The organism is Nocardia sp. NPDC050712, assembly GCF_040654295.1.
In the GTDB taxonomy this organism is placed as follows: Bacteria; Actinomycetota; Actinomycetes; order Mycobacteriales; family Mycobacteriaceae; genus Nocardia.
On the sequence record NZ_JBFAHT010000002.1, the window covers coordinates 204,088 to 222,910 of the forward strand.

Here is an 18,823-nt window from a genome sequence, read left to right on the forward strand (position 1 = left end):
CGGTTGCCCGCTCAGAGCTGTTCGCCCGGCGGACAGCCGCACGTCTCGCCGATCTGGAGGTGACTGTCGATCGCCGGGGTCGAAGTGTCGCTCGTGTCCGCTTCGAGAACGCGGGACAGGGCGGTGCGTGCGATCACGTCGATGGGTTGCTGCACGGCGGTGAGCCGCAGCAGGGCGTAGGTGTTGCTGGTGTCGGCGTCGTATCCGACGACCGAAATGTCTTGGGGGATGCGATGTCCGGCGTCGGTGATGGCACGAAGGGTGGCGGCGGCCTGACCGTAGGTGCCGACCACGACCCCGTCGGGTCGCGGCTGGGCGGCCAGGTGGTCGCGCACCGCGCGATAGGCGCCCGCGGGCGTGAGGTCGGTGCGGATGTGGGTGCCCGCCGCGACGACGGAGCGGTATCCCGCGTAGCGCTGCGCGACGGTCTCGCGGTCACCGTGCTCGACGTCGGCGGGGTCGAAACCGCCGACGAACGCGATGTCGCGGCAGCTGTGGCGCTGTACCAGGTGGCGGGTGGCGAGCACCCCGGCGTCGACATGGTCCGCGCCCACCACCGGCGCGTCGACCCGGTCCCGGTTGTTGTGCACCCACACGATGGGAATGCGCGCGCGTTCGCACAGCTCGCCGGTCGCCGCGCCGTTGGCGCCGCCCACCACGATCAGGCCTTCGATCCCGGAATCGACGAAGGCCGAGGCGAATTCGACTTCGCGCTCCGGGTCGTAGCCGGTGTTGCCGATCAGGGTCAGGTGATCGCGCGCGCGGGCCGCGAGTTCGATGTGCCCGACCAGGTTGCCGAACAGCGGCAGCCGGACGTCGGGGACCAGCAGGCCGAGATGGTTCCACCGTTGCGCTCGGCGCAGCGCCCGCGCGACCCGGTGCGGGCGATAGTTCAGCTCGTCCAGCGCCGCCACCACGCGGACCCGCAAACCGTCCGACACCGGCCGGGGGCCGCCGTTGAGGACGTAGCTGACCACGGCGGTGGAGGTGCCCGCCCGGCGGGCCACATCGGCAAGGGTCGTTCGTTTGGCAGTCAAATTCGCTCCACTCTCGTCCGCGCTCGCGCCCACGGCCAGGCTTGAAATCGTTCTGATTCTTACAGTCTCCGCAGCGCTAACGTGCTGCGCAAATCGATTAGATTCGTAACATCGGCGACCAAACCGCTTTACAACCGACTGATGGAGTATCTGCATGGCCTTCGTTCGACTCACCGGAGTCACCTATTACGACCCGGAATCGGTTCATGACAGCTACATCCTGTTCACCGGCGCGGACTCCGTCACCCGGCTGATCGACCTGCACGGCACGGTCCGCCACGAGTGGCCCTTCGCCGGTGTCCCGCCGCGGATCCTCGATCCCGCGCTGACCGGCGGCCGGCTCGGCGACGTCGGGGTGCAGCTCGCGCTCAGCGACGACCCGCGCGGCGGCATCTACGCCAACCGCACTGTCGGGCAGCTGAACTGGGCGGGTGAGCGGGTCTGGGAGTGGGGTGAGCAGGCCCCGGGCGGCGCGGCGCGTCAGAACCACGACTGGGAACTGCTGCCCAACGGCAACCGGCTGCTGCTGGTCACCATCCCGCGCGTGGTGCCGGGCCTGGGGCCCGACCCCGTCGGCGATCAAGGGCTCTACGAGGTGACCCCCGCCGGCGAGATCGTCTGGGAATGGCGCGCCGGCGACCACCTCGACGAGTTCGGCCTCTCCGAGGCCGGATGGAATGCCCTGCGCGAGACCGTCTCCCGGGACCCCGACGACCCGTGGGGCTACCTCGAGCTCAACAGCGCCAAGACCCTCGGGCCGAACCGGTGGCACCGTGCCGACCCCGGCGGCGTCTTCCAGCCGGACAACATCCTGATCAGCTCGCGCAAGGCGAATCTGGTCGCGCTGATCGACAAGACCACCAAAGCCGTTGTGTGGCAGCTCGGCCCGTACTTCGACGAGCAGCCCGGCGCGCAGCATCAGCGGATCAACGCGCACCGGGTGCCGCGACCGGTCGATCAGATCTCCGGCCAGCACAATCCGCATCTCATCGCCGAGGGACTGCCCGGCGCCGGGAACATCCTGGTGTTCGACAATCAGGGCGGCGCCGGATATCCGCCCGCGGGCCTGGGCATCTACGCGGGCTCGCGGGTGCTCGAGATCGATCCGTCGACCCGGCAGATCGTCTGGCAGTACACCGCCGAGGATTCCGGGCTGCCGTCCTGGACCTTCTTCAGCTCCTTCGTCAGCAACGCCCAGCGCCTGCCCAACGGCAACACCCTCGTCACCGAGGGCATGCAGGGCCGGATCTTCCAGGTCACGCCCGCGGGCCGGGTGGTGTGGGAATACGTCTCGCCCTACACGGGTCTCGGCGTCGCGGGGGAGCCCGAGGTGCACGAGCCGCGTGTGCCGGGCGTGGACCGCCTCAGTACCACCGCACTGGTGTACCGGTCCCAGGCCGTGCCGTTCGACTGGGTGCCGCTGGATGCGCCCGCAGCCGCCCTCGGCGCGATCGATGTACGCAGACAGGAAGTTCCGGTGCCATGAAGTCGCTGCTGCAAGCCCGCGCGGATACCGATCGGCCGCCCGGCGCACCCGCGCCGGGCCCAGGCCTGCTCACCCGCGTGACCGGACCGGGCCGCGTCGTGGCGGGCACCGCGGCCGGGCTCGCCCTGGCCGGGCTGGCCTGGTCGGCAGTCGCGGCCACCGGAACCTTTCCCGCGCAATTGTTTCCGTCGCCGGCGCAGATCCTGCGCGCCGGGCAGACGATGTGGGCCGAGGACTTGCTGCTCACCGACATCCTCGCCAGCGTGCAGCGGGCGATGCTCGGGCTGCTGGCCGGTTCGGCCGCCGCGATCGGCGCGGCGATTCTCACCTCCAGCACCCGCGCCGGGCGGGCGCTGTTGCAGCCGGTCCTGCGGCTGCTGTCGCCGGTGCCCACGATCGGCCTGGTGCCCCTGGCGATCCTGTGGTTCGGGATCGGCGAGAACAGCAAGATCCTGGTGATCGCGCTCGGGGTGTTCGTGCCGGTCTGGATCAACAGCCACTCCGGATTCGCGAGCACACCCGCGGACTATCTCCAGGCCGCCCGCTGCCTGGGCGCGAGCCGCCGCCAGACGCTGGCCCGCATCGTCATCCCCGAGGCGATCCCCGATGTGGTGGCCGGTATCCGGGTCGGCGCCGCGATGGCGTTCGTGCTGATCGTGGTCGCCGAGATGACCGGCACAACCGCGGGCATCGGCTACCGGATCTATCAGGCGCAGTTGTTCTCCCAGGCGGACCGGCTGATCTGCTGCCTGATCGTGCTCGGCGTGCTCGGCGCGGTCTGCGACCAGGCGATCGCCGCGCTCACCGCACCCGCCGTCGGCTGGGCCCGGGAGGTGCACTGATGGCGATGGCAACCCGGGATCTGGTGGTGCGCTTCCCGAAGAGTCCGCGCCCCGCCCTCACGCACGTCGACATGAGCGTGCCCGACGGCTCGTTCACCGTCCTGGTCGGCGCGTCCGGCAGCGGGAAATCCACGCTGCTGCACTGCCTCGCGGGGCTGATCACGCCGACCTCGGGCACGGTCACCGACAACGGCGCCGCGGTGCGGGCGCCCGATCCGCGCCGCGGCGTCGCCTTCCAGCGCGATGTCCTGTTCCCGTGGCTGAGCGTCGCGGGCAATATCGACTTCGCCCTGCGCGCGCATCGCGTCCCGGCCGCGCGCCGGCGGGCCCGCATCGACGAACTGCTGGAGCTGGTCGGCCTGCCCGCCGACGCGGCCACCAAGCGGCCGAGCCAGCTCTCGGGCGGCATGCGCCAGCGCGTCGGCATCGCGCGGATGCTCGCCGGTGAACCCGACGTGATGCTGATGGACGAGCCGTTCGCCGCCCTGGACGCCCTGACCCGGCTGAACATGCAGGATCTGCTGATCGACCTGTGGATCCGGCTACAACGCACCGTCGTGTTCGTCACCCACGACATCGACGAGGCGATCCGGCTGTCCGACACCATCAGCGTCCTGCGCGACGGCCGGATCACCACCCAGATCGTCAATCCGCTCGACCGCCCGCGGCCTGCCGACACCCTCGCCGACCAACCCGGATACAGCGACCTGCGCCGCACCCTGCACCACGAGCTCGGCATCGAACGCTGAAGCGCCCCACCATCATCGAGAAAGACAGTTATGCGAAAGACACTCCTGCGCCCCCTCGCCGCCGTTCTCGCCGCCGCGGCGGTGCTGTCCGGGCTGGCCGCGTGCGGCGCCGATAATTCCGATCCCGGGACGCTCACCGTCGGCTTCGTCGTCGACCCTTCCTGGGCGCAGATACCCGTCGCCCAGCAGGCCGGCTACTTCGGGCGGCACGGCGTCACGGTGAAGGTCGTCAACTTCGCCACCGGCGTGGAGGCGCTGCAAGCGCTCACCGCCGGGCAACTCGACATCGCCACCGCCGCCGACGTGCCGACCTCGGCGGCGCTGACCCGCTCGCCCGAACTGCGGGTGGTGGGCGACGGATCACGCTGGGAGGGTTCACGAATCGTCGCCCGGCGCAGTGCCGGGATCAGCACCGTCGCCGACCTGGCCGGAAAGTCGATCGGCACACCGCTGGGCACCAGTGCCGCCTACTACGCCTCGAATGCGCTCTCGCACAGTGCCATTGACGCGAACCTGGTGCAGGTCGCGCCCTCGGCGACGTTGACCGCCGCGACCCAGCGCAACGTCGATGCCGTGTCGATCTTCCAGCCGTACCAGGCGCAGGTGATCGCCGCGCTCGGTGCCGACGCGGTCGCGCTCGGCGCGGGCACCTATACCCAGCACAGTCTCTACCTGGCCTCCGGCAACGCGGTCACGCAGAAGGCCGAGGCCCTGAAGAACTTCTTCGCGGCGCTGAACGACGCTGGGGCGCAGTTGAAGTCGGGTGCGGACGAGGCGGTTGCCGCGGTGGCGGCCGCGACCCAGCTGGCCCCGGATCTCATTCGCAAGATTCTCGCGGAGTTCGACTTCACCTTGCAGCTGAAGCCAGACCTCGCCGGCGTGCTCACCGCGCTCGGCGCCTGGGCCAAGGAGCAGGGCAAGATCGACCGCGCGGCCCAGCTGCCCGACTACAGCACCTTCCTCGCGAGCGGGCATGTTCCCAGCTGAAGCAAGTTCTGTATTTTAAAGTACAGAATTGTGGTAGCTTCGGTGCCATGGGCAGACCACGGGCGTTCGACGAGTCCGCCGTCCTCGACGCGGCGGCGGGCCAGTTCCGGGTATTCGGGTTCGGTGACAGCTCCACGGAACGGTTGTGCGAGGTCGCCGGGGTGCGGCGCAGCAGTCTGTACAACACGTTCACCTCGAAAGAGGAGCTGTTCGTGCAGGCCCTGCGGCGCTACATCGCGGTCATCGACCAGGCGCAGGAGGCGATTCTCGCCGACGAGAGCCGTAACGGGCGACAGCGGCTGGAAGCGCTCGCCGCGGCGGTGCTCGCCGAGGAGCGCGCCGCCGCCCAGCAGGGGCATGCGGCCGGGTGCATGGTCGTCAGTACCTACATGACGCCCGGGGTCGCCGAACGAGACGAGCGCATCGGCCAGGCGCTGCGAGCCTCGCTGGAACGGCGGCTCGGGCTGCTGGCGCGGGCGATCCGAATCGGCCAGGCCGACGGCAGTTTACGGCGCGACGCCGACCCCGACGACGGTGCGCTGCTCGTCGTGACCGTGATCTCCGGGCTCCGGGTCGTCGCGCAAGCCGGTGCCGCTCCCGACCGCCTGCATCGAGTCTTCACCCTCGGCCTGCGACCGCTCATCAGAAAGGTGTCCTCATGACCACCGACCTCACCGCCCAGCGCATCGCGATCATCCGCCGCGCTTTCGCGCTGATCGACGCGGGCGACCCCGCCGTCCTCGACCTCTACACCGACGACGTAGAACTCTTCTTCCCCAAATTCGGCATCGGCCACGGCAAACAAGACATGGCCGAGTTCGCCCAGCGCCTCTGGACCGACCTGTCCACCCTCCAGCACGACATCGACGGCCTCGACATCATGGTCGCCGGCGACCGCGTCATCGTCGAAGGCCGCGAATGGGGCACCACCGCCAGCGGCCATCCCTGGCCCGACCACCACATCTCCACCGGCCGCTTCTGCAACGTCTTCACCTTCCGCGACACCCTGATCAGCGCCGTCCACATCTACGTCGACCCGGACTTCACCAGCACCCACGAAGCCAAAGTCCGCCAACTCCACCGCGGCGCAGCCGCATAGCGACACCCACCCCGCGGTCTTCCCCTCCTTCTGCGCAATTTCGCGGTAGCTCCATGGCGACAGCGCCTTCGGTGTTTGAATCGAACATAGAACGTGTTTCAGATCACGTTCTGCCGAGCGCGGACCAGTGGGAGATAGCTATGGCCACACCGTCGATACCCGCCGGGTTCGATTTCACCGACCCTGATCTGTGGGCGCACCGCAGGCCGACCGAGGAGTTCGCGGAATTGCGCCGCGTGGCGCCGGTTTGGTGGTGCGAGCAGCGGGGGAGTGGGTTTCACGATGGCGGCTACTGGGCCGTCACCAAGCTGGAGGACATCAAGGAGATCTCCCGGCATCCGGAGACCTACTCCTCGGCCGAGAACTCCGCGATCATCCGCTATACGGCGGAGACCACGCGCGAGCAGCTCGACATGCAGAAGGTGATCATGCTCAACATGGATCCGCCGGCGCATACCAAGAACCGGCGGATCGTCTCGAAGGGGTTCACCCCGCGCGCGATCGAGGGGCTGCGGGCCGCGCTGACCGAGCGGGCCGCGCGAATCGTGCACGAGGCCAAGAAGACCGGCCGCGGCGACTTCGTCGAACAGGTCGCCTCGGAGCTGCCGTTGCAGGCGATCGCCGAACTACTCGGTGTCCCACAGCAGGATCGCAAGAAGATCTTCCACTGGTCCAATTCGATGATCGGCTCCGACGATCCCGAATTCGAGTCCGAATCGGTGACCGCCCAGCTCGAACTCAGCGGTTACGCCTGGCAATTGGCCGAGGAGCGGCGCAAGTGCCCGGCCGACGACATCGTCACCCAGCTGCTGCACGCCGATATCGACGGCGAGCACCTCGGCTCGGACGAGTTCGCCTTCTTCGTCATCCTGCTCTCGGTCGCGGGCAACGAGACCACCCGCAATTCGATCACCCACGGTATGAAGGCGTTCGTGGATTTCCCTGAGCAGTGGGAGCTGTTCCAGGCCGAGCGCCCGCGCACCGCGCCCGACGAGATCGTCCGCTGGGCTACCCCGGTCACGGTCTTCCAGCGCACGACGACCCGCGATGTCGAACTCGGCGGCCAGTCGATCAAGAAGGGCCAGCGCGTCGCGATGTTTTACGGCTCGGCCAACTTCGACGAGGACGCTTTCACCGACCCGTTCACCTTCGACATCCTGCGCGACCCGAACCCGCACGTCGGTTTCGGCGGCGCGGGCACGCACTACTGCATGGGCGCGAACCTGGCCCGCCTGGTGATCGACCTGATCTTCAAGGCCATCGCCGACACCATGCCCAACCTCCGTCAGCTCGCCGAGCCCGAACACCTGCGCTCCGGCTGGCTCAACGGCATCAAACGCTGGGAAGTCGCCTACGAATAGACCTCCGGGCACTAAAATCGGAGCCAGCCGGGCTTGTTCGGACGGGAGCCGTGCCCATGGTCAAACCGCTGCTCATCACAGCCGCCATCTACCTGCTGATCATCGGTCTCGCGCTGCTCATCGTCCCGGCGCGCTTCGGGATAGACGCTGTGCCGGAAGACCCTTCGACGGAACTTATCGCACTGTTGCGCCTGCTCGGCGGGCCGTTCCTCGGGATCGCCGCGCTGAACTGGTTGTGCCGCAACGCGGGACCGTCGCCGGTGCGCCGGGCGGTGCTGGCCGCCAACCTCATCGGCTTCGGCGTCGTCGCCGCCAACGATGTCGTCGGCGTGGCCACCGGCGACGCGCGGGACCTCGCGCGGATCTTCCTGGTGGTACACGCCGCGTTCGCGATCGCCTTCCTCGTCGTGTTGTTCCGCACCCGCGAACCCTCGGTGAGTCCGGCGCGCGAGTAGGCGTCATACCCGCGGTCCGCCTCCGCACGGCATGATCCACTGGTAACTACGTACTACACAGGAGGATCGATAGTGGCGACCACCATCCTCGGCGGGGGCATCGCCGGCACCGCACTGGCGGGAGCGCTGGCACGCACCGGTGACAAGGTCACGGTGTACGAGCGGCAGCAGGTCGGCGGCGGTGGCGGGGCGTTCCTGTTCCTCGACGATCGCGGTCACACCGCGCTCACGGGGCTCGGTCTCGACTTGGCCGCCTTGCACGCGGCCTCCCATCCGATCCTCGGACTGGACTACACCAACAGCGTCGGCGTGCACTCGGCGCGCATGGATCGCGGGCACCGATTCTGGTTGCGCGCCAACCTGATCGCGGTGCTGCAAGACTTCCTCGACACCTCCGGCGCGGACGCCCGGTACGGCGTGGCGGTCACCGGGATCGATTCCGGCACAGTCACACTCGACGGCGCGCAGCAACCCGGCATCGCCATTGCCGACGACCTGGTCATCGCGGCCGACGGCATCGACTCCGTGGTGCGCGCCCACCTCGAGCCCGAGCGCGTCCCGGTGTACGCCGGAGACGTCGTCGTCTACGGGATGACGGCCACACCGGTGGCATTGCCGAGTTCCGCTGCGGTGCTGCACTTCTACGACGAGATCACCCCGCAGGGCAAGGGCGCCACCTTCGGCCATGTCTGGGACGAGGACACCGCCGCCCTCTGGTTCCTGCGGATTCCCCGCGCCTCGCTGCCCACAGACGAGCAGGGCGTGCGTCCGGTCGGTGACTGGGCAGCGGAAGTCCTCGACGCCACACCGTCGAACACGAAGCTGCTGGAAACCCTGCTCGCCCAGACGGAGTCGGTGCACGTCTCCAACGCGCGCAACGTGCCCCTGGACAACGCCGCCACGCCGCGCCTCCCGGTGCTGCTGGTCGGCGACGCCGATCACGCCATCACCCCCGCTGCCGGTGTGGGCGCCCGCGACGCGCTCGAGGACGTGCACGCGGTGTATCAGGCCATCGTCGACGGCGGCGACCCGGCGGCGGCCATGGCGCAACGGCGCGAACGGATCCGCGCCGATCGTGAAGTGGCGCAACGGCGGATCCGGCAGAGCACCGGCCGGCCCGCCGCGACCTGAACGAATCGCGCGCGGTAAACGGTCTTGAAATAGGCGAATTACTCATCGATTTCGGGAAGTCACGAACACTGGTGCATCGTTCGTGTATCGTTTATTTCATCCCCCGGAGCCGCCATTAAGTGAGCATTCCGTGACCCCTGAAGATTTCCTCGCATCGACAATGGTCGACCCGGCCCGGCATGTGGGTGGAAACCCACTGCTTTCGCTTCCGCATAAGGAGTTGTCCGGCACCGATATTCTGCAGCGTTTCACGGTGGCCGAGTTTCAGGCACTGGAATTCGAGCGGGTCACCTTTTCTTTTCTGCTCGCTCGATTTCCCCGGGGCGCACCCGGCGATCTCTTCGAGTCGGCCGTGACGGAGATGGCGGACGTGCGCACCCATCTGCTGGGCGAAGTCTGTCCGGCGCTGGGCCTGACCGAGCAGGCGCTGACCGAAGCGCCGGTGGCGCCGCAGATCCGGGCGCTGGCCGAGTTCCAGGCCTGGGTGGCCCTCCACGCCGGGCCCGCCGAGGCGGCGCTCTCGATGTGGGCCGACGGCGTGCTGTGGGAGGCCACCTCCACCGCATGGGCCGACATCCTCCGCGCTACCGCCGACGCACCCGCCGCGATCATCGAGCATCTGGACGGCGGCTCCAGCTACGCGGAAGGCACCGGCGCGGAGCACATCACCCCGGTCATCGCCTACGGGCTGGCCCACGGTGAAGCCGAGTCCGGCATCACCCGCAGCGCCGACCGGGTGGACCAGGTGATGCGCACCTGGTGGTCCTACATCGCGGACGGCGCGCATCCCGAGGTCTGAAGCAGCGCACCATCGCTGAACAAGGAGGCGTCGATGCCGCACCGGCCTCGGAGCATGTTCGGACCGGACTTCACCTTCCTCGGTGTGCCCGCGATCGAGGTGAGCGACCTGGCACGGGAATCGGCCGACGTCGTCATACTGGGCGCGCCCTTCGACGCCGGGACCTCGCATCGGCCCGGAGCCCGCTTCGGGCCCAACGCGATCCGCGCCGCGGACTGCGCACCCTGGGACGGTGCGCGACCACATCTGGCTTTGCGCGTCGACCCCCTCACCGATCTGCGGGTCGTGGACGGCGGCGACATCGAAATGCCGCCGGGGGACACGGCATTGAGCATGACCCGACTGCGGGAGGCGGTCACCGCCGTACTAGCCGTGGGCGCGATCCCCGTGGTGCTCGGCGGCGATCACACCGTTTCCCTGGGCACGATGCGCGCGGTCGCCGCCCAGCGTCGTCCCGAACGCACCGCGCTGCTGCACTTCGACGCGCATGCCGACACCGACGACACCCAGTTCGGACTGCGCGAGGCGCACGGCACCCAGATGCGGCGGCTCGTCGAAGAGGGCACCATCCACGGCCGCGAACTCGTGCAGATCGGTCTGCGGGGCTACTGGCCCGCGCCACCCACCCTGAACTGGATGGCCGAGAACGGGTTACGCGCCTACGAGATGACCGAGATCGGCGCGCGCGGCCTGCCGGTCGTGCTCGCCGAGGCGATGGCCACGGTCACCGCGGACACCACGGGGGTCTACCTCTCCGTCGACATCGACGTCGCCGACCCCGCCGCGGCCCCGGGCACCGGCACGCCCGAGCCCGGCGGCTTCACCTCGCGCGAACTCCTGGACGCGGTACGCACCGTCGCACAACGCGTTCCGCTCGTCGGCGTCGAGATCGTCGAGGTCAGCCCCGCTTACGACCACGCCGAGACGACCGCCTACCTGGCCAACCGCGTGATCCTGGAGGCCCTCTCCGGAATCGCCTGGCGCCGCACCCAGATCGATACCGGAACAGCTTGGCAACCCGAACTTCCCCTGCTCCACGATCGGCCTTGGAGGCAACGATGACCGAGCACACTGACGACGCCATGGGCAAACTCGTCGAGCACACCGACGGCGGCCCCGGCGACCTGGGCAGCACCGGCGAGCAGACACCCATGTACGACGCGGTCATCGAGGAGATCGACGGCCGCAATATCCGGATCGGCGACCACTGGCTCGTCGACTACGCCTCGTGCAACTACCTGGGCTTCGACCTGAACGAGGAGATCATCGCCGCCTCCCAGGCGGCCATCGAACGCTGGGGCACGCACCCGAGTTGGTCCCGCCTGCTGGGCAATCCGGCGCTCTACCCCGAGATCGAGGAACGCCTCACCGATTTGCTCAGCGCACCCGACTCCCTGGTCCTGCCGACGATCACCCTCATCCACACCGCGATCCTGCCGCTGCTCGCCGAGGAGGGCGGCGTCCTGCTGGAGAAGCGGGCGCACAAGACACTGTTCGACGCATCCATCATCGCCCGCAACCAGGGCGCCCACTTCGCCAAGTACAGCCAGGACGACCTGGACACCCTCGACGACGAACTCCGCGCGGCCCGCGCCGCCATCGGCCCCGATCAGCCGCTGCTGGTCTGCCTCGACGGCCTCAACAGCATGACCGGCAACGTGCCGCCGCTCGCGGACATGATCGGCCGCTGCGAGCGCTACGGCGCGATAATGTACGTAGACGACGCCCACGGTTTCGGTGTCCTCGGCGAGCACCCCGGCCCCGACCTGCCTTACGGCCACCGCGGCAACAGCGTGGTGCGCCACCTCGGGCAGGGCTACGACAACCTCATTCTGGTCGGCGGTTTCTCCAAGGCGTACTCGGCCATTCTCGCGTTCATCGCGCTGCCCACCGCGCTGAAGGAGAAGCTCAAGTACAGCGCGCCGCCCTACCTCTACTCCGGTCCGTCGCCCACCGCGTCCCTGGCCGGGGTGCTGGCCGGCTTCGACGTCAACGACCGCTACGGCGACGCTTTGCGCGCAGATCTCTACACTAATACCAAGCGCGTCCTCGACCAGCTCGAAACCCTCGGCGTGCGGACCCCGAACGTGTCCGGCTCGCCGATCATCGAGATCCCCGTTGCCGATCCCGAGCGGGTTCCCGACGCCGCCCGGGTGCTCTGGGATCGGGGCATCTACGTGACCCTCGCCGCCTACCCGCTGGTTCCCAAGGACGAATCCGGCTTCCGCATCCAGATGACGGCCGTCAACACCCCCGAGCAGGTCGGGCACCTGTGCGAGACGCTGGTAGTGCTCGCCGAGCAGGACATCATTTCCGCCGACAACGCCGAATGACAATGACAAAGCCATTCTTTAGGAAAAGTCCATGACCGAGCCGGCCGATCCCGACCTCACCGTCACGGTGAACGGCAAACAGCATCGGCTCCGCACGCCGGTCAGCATTGCGGGTTTCCTGCACAGCGCGGGCTATTCGGCCGATTCCGTTTCCGTCGCCGTTTCCGGCCGGTTCGTGCGGCACGAGGACTGGCACGGTTACGCGCTGACCGAGGGGCTGAAGCTGAGCGCCATCAGTCTTACCCCGCGGCTCAGCACGAATACGGCGCCGGACCCTTGGACGCTCGGCGACGTGCAACTCGAATCACGGCTCATGCTCGCGATTCCGGAGGGCGCCGACCTCACCTACCTCCCCGCCATCGCCCAGGCGTCCGGGCTCGAGTCCGTGACCATCCGGACCACCCTGGACGAGCCCGGAGAGCTGGCCGATGTCATGGAACTGCTGCGCGATCAAGGTGTCCACGTCCTGCCCAATACGGCGGGCTGCGTGGACGCGCGCGCCGCCATCGCCGCGGCCCGGCACGGTGCCGAGATCGTCGGCGCACCCCGGGTGCATCTGATCATGGGCGAGGATCGGCGCGAAATCATCTCCGCGGCAGAGCAATTGATCGGGGACGGGTTCTACGTCTACCCGCTCGTCGGCGCCGACCCCGACCTGGCCGCCGAGCTGGCGGACCTCGGCTGCGCCGGGATCGTGCCGCAGGCCGACCCGCGGCGGTTCGAGAGCGTCCTCGATCGGGTCGAAGTGCCGGTCATCGGCGGCGGCGCGATCGATTCGGTCGCCCAGGCCTGTCAGGCGATGGAAATGGGTTGTGCGGCAGTGGCTTCCGCCCAGGTCGTCTTCGACGCGCCCGACCGCGTCGCCGCCGCCAAGGCGCTGGCCCAAGCCGTTGCCGCGGGCCGGGCCGCTTACTTGGCGGGTCGCTCGTAATCGAGGGAGACAGTCCGCCGGCGGCATGCTCGCCGAGGTGCTGTCCCAGCGCGCGTCCGCGCGCGTCCGGTCGTTGATCCTCACCGGCACCGGTCTCTACGGCCCCGAAGACCTGACCCGGCTCCGCGCTTCCCTCGAACGCACCCGCGACACCCCCTGGGACGACACCCTCACCGCGATCGGTGACTCGCTGCGCGGCACGTGGAAGGACTCCGCCGAAGCCGACTTCTGGATCGACCGCGTCCTCACCGCGACCCGAGACGGGGGCCACCGGGCGGCGCTCAACTCCTATCAGCGTCTCCTCGATGCCGCGCAACGGCTGTCAGACCTGCACCCCGCCACCCCATGGCAGGGCCCGGCGCTGATCATCAGCGCCGCCGACGACCCTTTGATCACCGCCACCCACACCCAGCGGCTCCAAGACCTGCACCCCGACGCGGAACTCCTCGTGTTCCCGGACGGCGGGCACTCCCTGCTACTGAGCCGCCCCGACGACTACGTCCACGCGGTCACCGACTTCTTGCGGCGCCACGACCGCTGACGGCAGCACCTCGACCGCCGAAGGGCGCCTGCTGCGACTTGGGCGGACCTCGGAAAAATCGGGGCTGATTCTTCGGTGGGGGCGCTTTCCCTACCCGCACACGCGGCAATATCATTCCCCTCGTGACGAATTTGCGGATCAGTGAAGCGGCGGCGCTGCTGGGTGTCAGCGACGACACGCTGCGTCGCTGGATCGACCAGGGCCGGTTGGAAGAGGTCAAGCTCGACAACGGCCGCAAGGGGGTGCGCGGCGAGGATCTGGTCGCCGTCCTGCGCGATCACCGCACCGAGGCCTACGACCGCAGCACCATTCTGGCCGCCTCGGCGCGGAATCGGATGCGCGGCATCGTGACGCGCATCGTCAAGGACACCGTCATGGCCCAGGTCGAAATACAGGCGGGGCCGTTCCGGCTGACCTCGCTGATCAGCCGCGAATCGGTGGACGAACTCGGCCTCGAGGTCGGCAGCATCGCCGTGGCCTCCGTGAAATCGACCAATGTCGTGGTCGAAGTACCAGAAAGTTGATGAGGATGAACAAACTCCGCACACTGTCCACCGCGGTGGCGGCGCTCGCGGTCACCGCGGGGCTGGCCGGATGCGGCTCCGACGATTCCACCACCGCCGGGAACGCGGACCAGGTCAGCGGCACGGTCACCGTCTTTGCGGCGGCCTCGCTGACCGAGACCTTCAAGCAGCTCGGCACGGAGTTCGAGGCCGCGCATCCCGGGGTGAAGGTCGTCTACAGCTTCGGGGCGAGTTCCGCGCTGGCCGAGCAGATCAAGCAGGGCGCACCCGCCGATGTCTTCGCCTCCGCCGCCCCGGCCAATATGCAGCAGGTCGTCGACGCCGGCGAGGTGCAGGGCAGCCCGGCGACCTTCGCGAGCAACCGGCTCGAAATCGCGGTGCCCAAGGGCAATCCGGGCAAGATCACCGGCCTGGCCGACTTCGGCAAGACCGAACCCAAGCTCGCCCTGTGCGCCGAGCAGGTGCCCTGCGGCGCGGCGGCGAAGAAGGTGTTCGAGATCGCCGGGATCACTCCGCAGCCCGATACCCGTGAGCAGGACGTCAAGGCCGTGCTCACCAAGGTGACCCTCGGCGAGGTCGACGCGGCGCTGGTGTACCGCACCGACGTGCAGGCGGCGGGCGGCAAGGTCGAAGGCATCGACTTCCCGGAGTCGGGCAAGGCGGTCAACGCCTATCCGATCGCGCCGCTGGCCGAAGCGCCGAACGCGAAGGCGGCGGCCGCTTTCGTCGATTTCATCAAGTCCGACCAGGCGAAGCAGGTCTTCGCGGGAGCCGGATTCGACACCCCATGATGACCGCGAAAGCGGCGCGGCGGCGGGCGGCATCGGGACGGCGACCACTCGTCCTGATGGTGCCCGCGCTCTGCGCGCTGGCCTTCCTGGTCATCCCGCTCATCGGGCTGCTGGTGCGGGCGCCCTGGCCGACCCTGTTCACCCGATTGTCGAGCCCGGAAGTCGGCGAGGCGCTGCGGCTTTCGCTGCTCTGCGCCACCCTGGCGACCGTCATCTGCCTGTTCCTGGGCATACCGCTGGCCTGGCTGCTGGCGCGCGCGAACGTGCCCGGCCGCGGCGTCATCCGCGCGCTGGTGACCGTGCCGCTCGTGCTGCCGCCGGTGGTCGGCGGCGTCGCGCTGCTGCTGGTCTTCGGCCGGCGCGGGCTGCTCGGGCAGTACCTCTACGACTGGTTCGGCGTCTCGCTGCCGTTCACCACCGCCGGTGTGGTGATCGCGGAAGCCTTCGTGGCGATGCCGTTCTTGGTGATCTCGGTGGAAGGCGCGCTGCGGGCTGCCGACACCCGCTACGAGGAAGCCTCGGCGACACTCGGCGCCACACCCTGGTACACCTTCCGGCGCGTCACCCTGCCCGCGGTCCTGCCGGGTGTGATCGCGGGCGGCGTGCTGTGCTGGGCGCGCGCCCTCGGCGAGTTCGGGGCGACCATCACCTTCGCCGGTAACTTCCCCGGCAAGACCACCACCATGCCGCTGGCGGTGTACCTCGCGCTGGAAACCGATCCGGACGCCGCGATCGTGCTCAGCCTGGTCCTGCTGGTGGTCTCCGTCGTGGTGCTGGTGTCCCTGCGGGAACGCTGGATTCGAGGCACCGCATGACCTTGCGCGCCGACCTGCGCGTCCAGCGCGAGCGGTTCCGCCTCGACGTCGACCTCACCAGCCGCCCCGGTGAGGTGGTGGCGTTGCTCGGTCCCAACGGCGCCGGGAAGAGCACCGCGTTGCGGGCGCTGGCGGGCCTGCTGCCGTTGACCGGCGGCACGATCGCGGTGGAAGACCAGGTCTGGGACGCCCCGCCCGCGACGTTCGTCGCGCCGGAACACCGCCGGGTCGGCGTCGTCTTCCAGGATTACCTGCTGTTCCCGCACCTTTCGGCTTTGGAGAACGTGGCCTTCGGCCTGCGCGCCCGCGGTATGCGCCGCGCCGAGGCCCGGACCCGGGCCGCCGCCTGGCTCGAGCGCGTCGGCCTCGGCGAGTACGCGCGCAGCACCCCGCGCGCGCTTTCCGGCGGCCAGGCCCAGCGCGTCGCCCTGGCCCGGGCCCTGGCCACCGAGCCGCAACTGCTGCTGCTCGACGAGCCCCTCGCCGCGCTGGACGCGAGCACCCGCCTCCAGGTGCGCGCCGACCTCGCCCACCACCTGCGTGACTACACCGGCCACACCATCCTGGTCACCCACGACCCGCTCGACGCCATGGTGCTCGCCGACCGCCTCGTCATCCTCGACGAGGGCACGGTGATCCAAGAGGGCGCGCCCGCCGATATCGCCCGCCGCCCGCGCTCGGACTACGTCGCGAACCTGGTCGGCCTGAACCTGTTCCGCGGCATCGCGACCGGCGCGAGCGTCAGCATCGACACCGGCGGCACGCTCACCGTCGTCGAGCACTCCGCCGGCCCGGTGTTCCTCGCCTTCTCACCCACCGCGGTCAGCCTGCACGCCGACAAGCCGTCCGGCAGCCCGCGCAACACCTGGCCGGTCACCGTGGCGGGCCTGGAGCAGCACGCGCACAGCACCCGGGTCCGCCTCGACGGCGCACCCCCGGTGCTGGCCGACATCACCACGGCCGCGGTGGCCGAGTTGCGCCTGCAACCCGGCCTGCGCCTGTGGGCCGCGGTCAAGGCGACCGAGATCCAGAGCTATCCCGCCTGACCGTTCGGCAGGATGACGGCCCGGCCGCGCACCGCGCCGTCGTGCAGCCGCTTGTAGGCCTGCGGCGCGTCGTCGAGGGAATACGTTTCGGTGTGCACGGAGACGGCGCCGCTGCGGGCGAGGTCGAAGACTTCGATCAGTTCGGCGCGGCTGCCCCAGTACGGCGCGGTGACCGAGACCTCGTAGGGGAGTGCGCCGAAACCGACGGGCAGGGTGCCGCCGCCGATGCCGACCAGCGTGACATCGGCCTCGACGGCGGCGCAGGCGCCCGCGATAGCGACGGTGGGCGGGGCGCCGACGAAGTCGAAGACCGCCTCGGCCATCCGGCCCGAGGTCAGCTCGCGGATCTTCGCGGCCGCCTTGTCGTCGGATTCGATCGCCTCGTGCGCGCCGACTTCCTTGGCGAGCGCGCGTTTTTCCGCGCTCACGTCGAGCGCGATGACGCGGGCGGGGCTGAGCTGGCGCAGCAGTTGGATCGCGACGTGACCCAGGCCGCCGGCGCCGATCACGATCGCCGTCGAGCCGGGAACCAGCTTCGGTAGCGAGTGCTTGATCGCGTGATACGGCGTCAGACCGGCGTCGGTGAGCGGCACCGCCTGCACCGGATCGAGGTCGTCGACGGGGACCAGGTGGCGGGCGTCGTCCACCAGCATGTACTCGGCGATGGCGCCCGGCGCGCCGAGCCCGGGCGGGAAGATGCCGAGTTCGTGCGCGCGCAGGCAGTAGTTCTCCGCGCCCACAGCGCATTTCGCGCAGACGCCACAACCCCAGGGCCCGTAGACCGCGACTTTGTCCCCGACCCGCACCGTGCCGACGCCCGCCCCGAGCTCGGCGACTTCACCGACACCCTCGTGGCCGAGGGTCAGCGGCAGCGGAAATCCCACCTGGTCCGCGGGCATCCCCATCACGACGAAATCGGAGTGGCAGACGCCGGCGGCGAGTACACGGAGCAGGATCTGCCCGGGACCGGGACTGGGACGCGGTATCTCCACGACCTCCGGCGCCGCGCCGACGCTGCGGTACTGCAGGGCTTTCATCGAGTCGGTCATCGCGAAAATCCTCTCTGATCAGCAGTTCGGAAGTGCGCACGGTGGCCCGACAAAAAGCCTACTCAGGGATGTGCCGGGGCCCCATGACGACGATGTCCATGCCCTGGGCGAGCACCGCCGTCGCGGTCAGCCCGAACAGGGTCCGGAAGGTGTCGCTGAAGTGGCTGGCCGAGGCGAAGCCCGCGTCGACCGCCGCCCGGGTGAGGTCGCCGCCCTCGGCGACCGTGGCCGCGACCGCCAGCAGCCGCGACCACAGCCGGTAGCGCCGGAAACTGGTGCCCGCGTTGGCCGAGAACAGATGCAGGAAACGAGAGGTGGACAGGCCGAGGCCGGCCGCCAGGTCGGCGGCTCCGGCACGGTCGGCGGGCGTGTCGACGATTGCGTCCATCACGGTCCGGATCCGCTCGTCGAGCACCGCCCGGGTCTCGGTGCCGGCGATGGTGCGGCGCAGCAGTTCGGGGTCGGGCGAGCCCGGCGTGCTCAGGTGCCGCAGCAAGGCCGCCTCGTCCCGGTGCCGCGCCGCCACGGGCGCGGGCGGCTCGCTCATCGCGCCGCGCAGCCGGGCGGCGGCCGCCGAGCGCGGGTCGAGATAGTAGAAGAGCACGCGTCCGGTGGTCTCGAGCTTGTGTGCCGTGCGGGCCGGAATCAGCACGCTGCGCGCCTGCCACCGGCCACCGTCGGGCGTGTGGACGGTGACCGCCTCGTCGACGCCGAGGACGAAGCACTGCACCGGCGTCGAATGGGTGTCCAACTGGAACGAGGCGCCCAGGTAGGCCGCCTGCCCGTGCCAGAGCCAGAGGCGGCGCACGTCTACCCGGCTGGAGTCGCCCGTCATGGTGGTCATCAT

The 18,823-nt window shown here is 69.4% G+C and carries 21 protein-coding genes; 18 read left to right on the plus strand and 3 right to left on the minus strand.

Translation table 11 applies throughout. From position 1 onward, the window contains the following. Positions 1-11 precede the first annotated feature (11 nt). Positions 12-1,037, minus strand: coding sequence for a LacI family DNA-binding transcriptional regulator (locus AB0H76_RS11290; protein WP_357321031.1), 1,026 nt, complete (start codon positions 1,035-1,037; stop codon positions 12-14). Positions 1,038-1,191: 154 nt separating this feature from the next. Between AB0H76_RS11290 and AB0H76_RS11295 the strand changes: the two genes are divergently transcribed. From AB0H76_RS11295 to AB0H76_RS11380, 18 genes are all read left to right on the plus strand, one after another. Next, positions 1,192-2,523, plus strand: a complete 1,332-nt coding sequence (locus AB0H76_RS11295) for an aryl-sulfate sulfotransferase (protein WP_357321034.1) — start codon at positions 1,192-1,194, stop codon at positions 2,521-2,523. Beyond that, positions 2,520-3,365, plus strand: coding sequence for an ABC transporter permease (locus tag AB0H76_RS11300; protein ID WP_357321036.1), 846 nt, complete (start codon positions 2,520-2,522; stop codon positions 3,363-3,365). The genes AB0H76_RS11295 and AB0H76_RS11300 overlap by 4 nt, the downstream gene beginning before the upstream one ends. Next, the gene (locus tag AB0H76_RS11305) at positions 3,365-4,114 is read left to right on the plus strand and encodes an ABC transporter ATP-binding protein (protein WP_357321039.1); all 750 of its coding nucleotides are present in this window, start codon (positions 3,365-3,367) and stop codon (positions 4,112-4,114) included. The genes AB0H76_RS11300 and AB0H76_RS11305 overlap by 1 nt, the downstream gene beginning before the upstream one ends. A gap of 30 nt (positions 4,115-4,144) precedes the next feature. After that, positions 4,145-5,101, plus strand: coding sequence for an ABC transporter substrate-binding protein (locus tag AB0H76_RS11310; RefSeq protein ID WP_357321042.1), 957 nt, complete (start codon positions 4,145-4,147; stop codon positions 5,099-5,101). Positions 5,102-5,148: 47 nt separating this feature from the next. Continuing rightward, a complete protein-coding gene (locus AB0H76_RS11315) occupies positions 5,149-5,763 on the plus strand; it encodes a TetR/AcrR family transcriptional regulator (protein ID WP_357321045.1) in 615 nt (204 codons plus the stop codon). Continuing rightward, positions 5,760-6,200, plus strand: a complete 441-nt coding sequence (locus tag AB0H76_RS11320) for a nuclear transport factor 2 family protein (RefSeq protein WP_357321048.1) — start codon at positions 5,760-5,762, stop codon at positions 6,198-6,200. The genes AB0H76_RS11315 and AB0H76_RS11320 overlap by 4 nt, the downstream gene beginning before the upstream one ends. Positions 6,201-6,340: 140 nt before the next feature. Next, a complete protein-coding gene (locus AB0H76_RS11325) occupies positions 6,341-7,561 on the plus strand; it encodes a cytochrome P450 (protein ID WP_357321051.1) in 1,221 nt (406 codons plus the stop codon). A 56-nt stretch (positions 7,562-7,617) separates the two neighbouring features. Then, positions 7,618-8,016 (plus strand): hypothetical protein, encoded by a 399-nt coding sequence (locus AB0H76_RS11330; RefSeq protein ID WP_357321054.1) that lies wholly within the window; start codon positions 7,618-7,620, stop codon positions 8,014-8,016. A gap of 72 nt (positions 8,017-8,088) precedes the next feature. After that, entirely contained in the window at positions 8,089-9,147 is a 1,059-nt protein-coding gene (locus AB0H76_RS11335; RefSeq protein WP_357321057.1) for an FAD-dependent monooxygenase, read from the plus strand. 253 nt (positions 9,148-9,400) lie between these two features. Beyond that, a complete protein-coding gene (locus AB0H76_RS11340) occupies positions 9,401-9,946 on the plus strand; it encodes a hypothetical protein (protein WP_357321060.1) in 546 nt (181 codons plus the stop codon). Between the two features lie 33 nt (positions 9,947-9,979). Further along, positions 9,980-11,008: an agmatinase gene (gene speB / locus AB0H76_RS11345; RefSeq protein ID WP_357321063.1), complete on the plus strand. Its 1,029-nt coding sequence runs from the start codon at positions 9,980-9,982 to the stop codon at positions 11,006-11,008. Continuing rightward, a complete protein-coding gene (locus AB0H76_RS11350; RefSeq protein WP_357321066.1) occupies positions 11,005-12,279 on the plus strand; it encodes a pyridoxal phosphate-dependent aminotransferase family protein in 1,275 nt (424 codons plus the stop codon). The genes speB and AB0H76_RS11350 overlap by 4 nt, the downstream gene beginning before the upstream one ends. Positions 12,280-12,310: 31 nt before the next feature. Continuing rightward, the gene (locus AB0H76_RS11355) at positions 12,311-13,210 is read left to right on the plus strand and encodes a hypothetical protein (RefSeq protein WP_357321069.1); all 900 of its coding nucleotides are present in this window, start codon (positions 12,311-12,313) and stop codon (positions 13,208-13,210) included. A gap of 25 nt (positions 13,211-13,235) precedes the next feature. Continuing rightward, on the plus strand, positions 13,236-13,751 hold the full coding sequence (locus AB0H76_RS11360; protein ID WP_357321072.1) for an alpha/beta hydrolase: 516 nt from the start codon (positions 13,236-13,238) through the stop codon (positions 13,749-13,751). A 122-nt stretch (positions 13,752-13,873) separates the two neighbouring features. Further along, on the plus strand, positions 13,874-14,275 hold the full coding sequence (locus tag AB0H76_RS11365) for a TOBE domain-containing protein (RefSeq protein WP_357321075.1): 402 nt from the start codon (positions 13,874-13,876) through the stop codon (positions 14,273-14,275). Between the two features lie 5 nt (positions 14,276-14,280). Continuing rightward, a complete protein-coding gene (gene modA, locus AB0H76_RS11370; protein ID WP_357321078.1) occupies positions 14,281-15,066 on the plus strand; it encodes a molybdate ABC transporter substrate-binding protein in 786 nt (261 codons plus the stop codon). Then, positions 15,066-15,881, plus strand: coding sequence for a molybdate ABC transporter permease subunit (modB, locus tag AB0H76_RS11375; protein WP_357326088.1), 816 nt, complete (start codon positions 15,066-15,068; stop codon positions 15,879-15,881). Before modA ends, modB begins: the two co-directional genes overlap by 1 nt. Further along, positions 15,878-16,927, plus strand: coding sequence for an ABC transporter ATP-binding protein (locus AB0H76_RS11380; protein WP_357321081.1), 1,050 nt, complete (start codon positions 15,878-15,880; stop codon positions 16,925-16,927). The genes modB and AB0H76_RS11380 overlap by 4 nt, the downstream gene beginning before the upstream one ends. Here the strand turns inward: AB0H76_RS11380 and AB0H76_RS11385 are convergent. Continuing rightward, positions 16,915-17,964: an NAD(P)-dependent alcohol dehydrogenase gene (locus AB0H76_RS11385; protein ID WP_357326090.1), complete on the minus strand. Its 1,050-nt coding sequence runs from the start codon at positions 17,962-17,964 to the stop codon at positions 16,915-16,917. The two genes, AB0H76_RS11380 and AB0H76_RS11385, sit on opposite strands and share 13 nt — an antisense overlap. A gap of 70 nt (positions 17,965-18,034) precedes the next feature. Next, complete coding sequence (locus AB0H76_RS11390; RefSeq protein WP_357321084.1) at positions 18,035-18,820, minus strand: helix-turn-helix domain-containing protein; 786 nt, start codon at positions 18,818-18,820, stop codon at positions 18,035-18,037. Positions 18,821-18,823 lie beyond the last annotated feature (3 nt).

What these genes read in the sequence shown, in the direction of transcription:
- AB0H76_RS11295 (WP_357321034.1), top strand. Translation starts at nt 1,192, where the DNA reads ATGGCCTTCGTTCGACTCACCGGAGTCACCTATTACGACCCGGAATCG.
- AB0H76_RS11300 (WP_357321036.1), top strand. Translation starts at nt 2,520, where the DNA reads ATGAAGTCGCTGCTGCAAGCCCGCGCGGATACCGATCGGCCGCCCGGC.
- AB0H76_RS11305 (WP_357321039.1), top strand. Translation starts at nt 3,365, where the DNA reads ATGGCGATGGCAACCCGGGATCTGGTGGTGCGCTTCCCGAAGAGTCCG.
- AB0H76_RS11310 (WP_357321042.1), top strand. Translation starts at nt 4,145, where the DNA reads ATGCGAAAGACACTCCTGCGCCCCCTCGCCGCCGTTCTCGCCGCCGCG.
- AB0H76_RS11315 (WP_357321045.1), top strand. Translation starts at nt 5,149, where the DNA reads ATGGGCAGACCACGGGCGTTCGACGAGTCCGCCGTCCTCGACGCGGCG.
- AB0H76_RS11320 (WP_357321048.1), top strand. Translation starts at nt 5,760, where the DNA reads ATGACCACCGACCTCACCGCCCAGCGCATCGCGATCATCCGCCGCGCT.
- AB0H76_RS11325 (WP_357321051.1), top strand. Translation starts at nt 6,341, where the DNA reads ATGGCCACACCGTCGATACCCGCCGGGTTCGATTTCACCGACCCTGAT.
- AB0H76_RS11330 (WP_357321054.1), top strand. Translation starts at nt 7,618, where the DNA reads ATGGTCAAACCGCTGCTCATCACAGCCGCCATCTACCTGCTGATCATC.
- speB (WP_357321063.1), top strand. Translation starts at nt 9,980, where the DNA reads ATGCCGCACCGGCCTCGGAGCATGTTCGGACCGGACTTCACCTTCCTC.
- AB0H76_RS11350 (WP_357321066.1), top strand. Translation starts at nt 11,005, where the DNA reads ATGACCGAGCACACTGACGACGCCATGGGCAAACTCGTCGAGCACACC.
- AB0H76_RS11355 (WP_357321069.1), top strand. Translation starts at nt 12,311, where the DNA reads ATGACCGAGCCGGCCGATCCCGACCTCACCGTCACGGTGAACGGCAAA.
- AB0H76_RS11360 (WP_357321072.1), top strand. Translation starts at nt 13,236, where the DNA reads ATGCTCGCCGAGGTGCTGTCCCAGCGCGCGTCCGCGCGCGTCCGGTCG.
- modA (WP_357321078.1), top strand. Translation starts at nt 14,281, where the DNA reads ATGAACAAACTCCGCACACTGTCCACCGCGGTGGCGGCGCTCGCGGTC.
- modB (WP_357326088.1), top strand. Translation starts at nt 15,066, where the DNA reads ATGACCGCGAAAGCGGCGCGGCGGCGGGCGGCATCGGGACGGCGACCA.
- AB0H76_RS11380 (WP_357321081.1), top strand. Translation starts at nt 15,878, where the DNA reads ATGACCTTGCGCGCCGACCTGCGCGTCCAGCGCGAGCGGTTCCGCCTC.
- AB0H76_RS11385 (WP_357326090.1), bottom strand. Translation starts at nt 17,964, where the DNA reads ATGAAAGCCCTGCAGTACCGCAGCGTCGGCGCGGCGCCGGAGGTCGTG.
- AB0H76_RS11390 (WP_357321084.1), bottom strand. Translation starts at nt 18,820, where the DNA reads ATGACCACCATGACGGGCGACTCCAGCCGGGTAGACGTGCGCCGCCTC.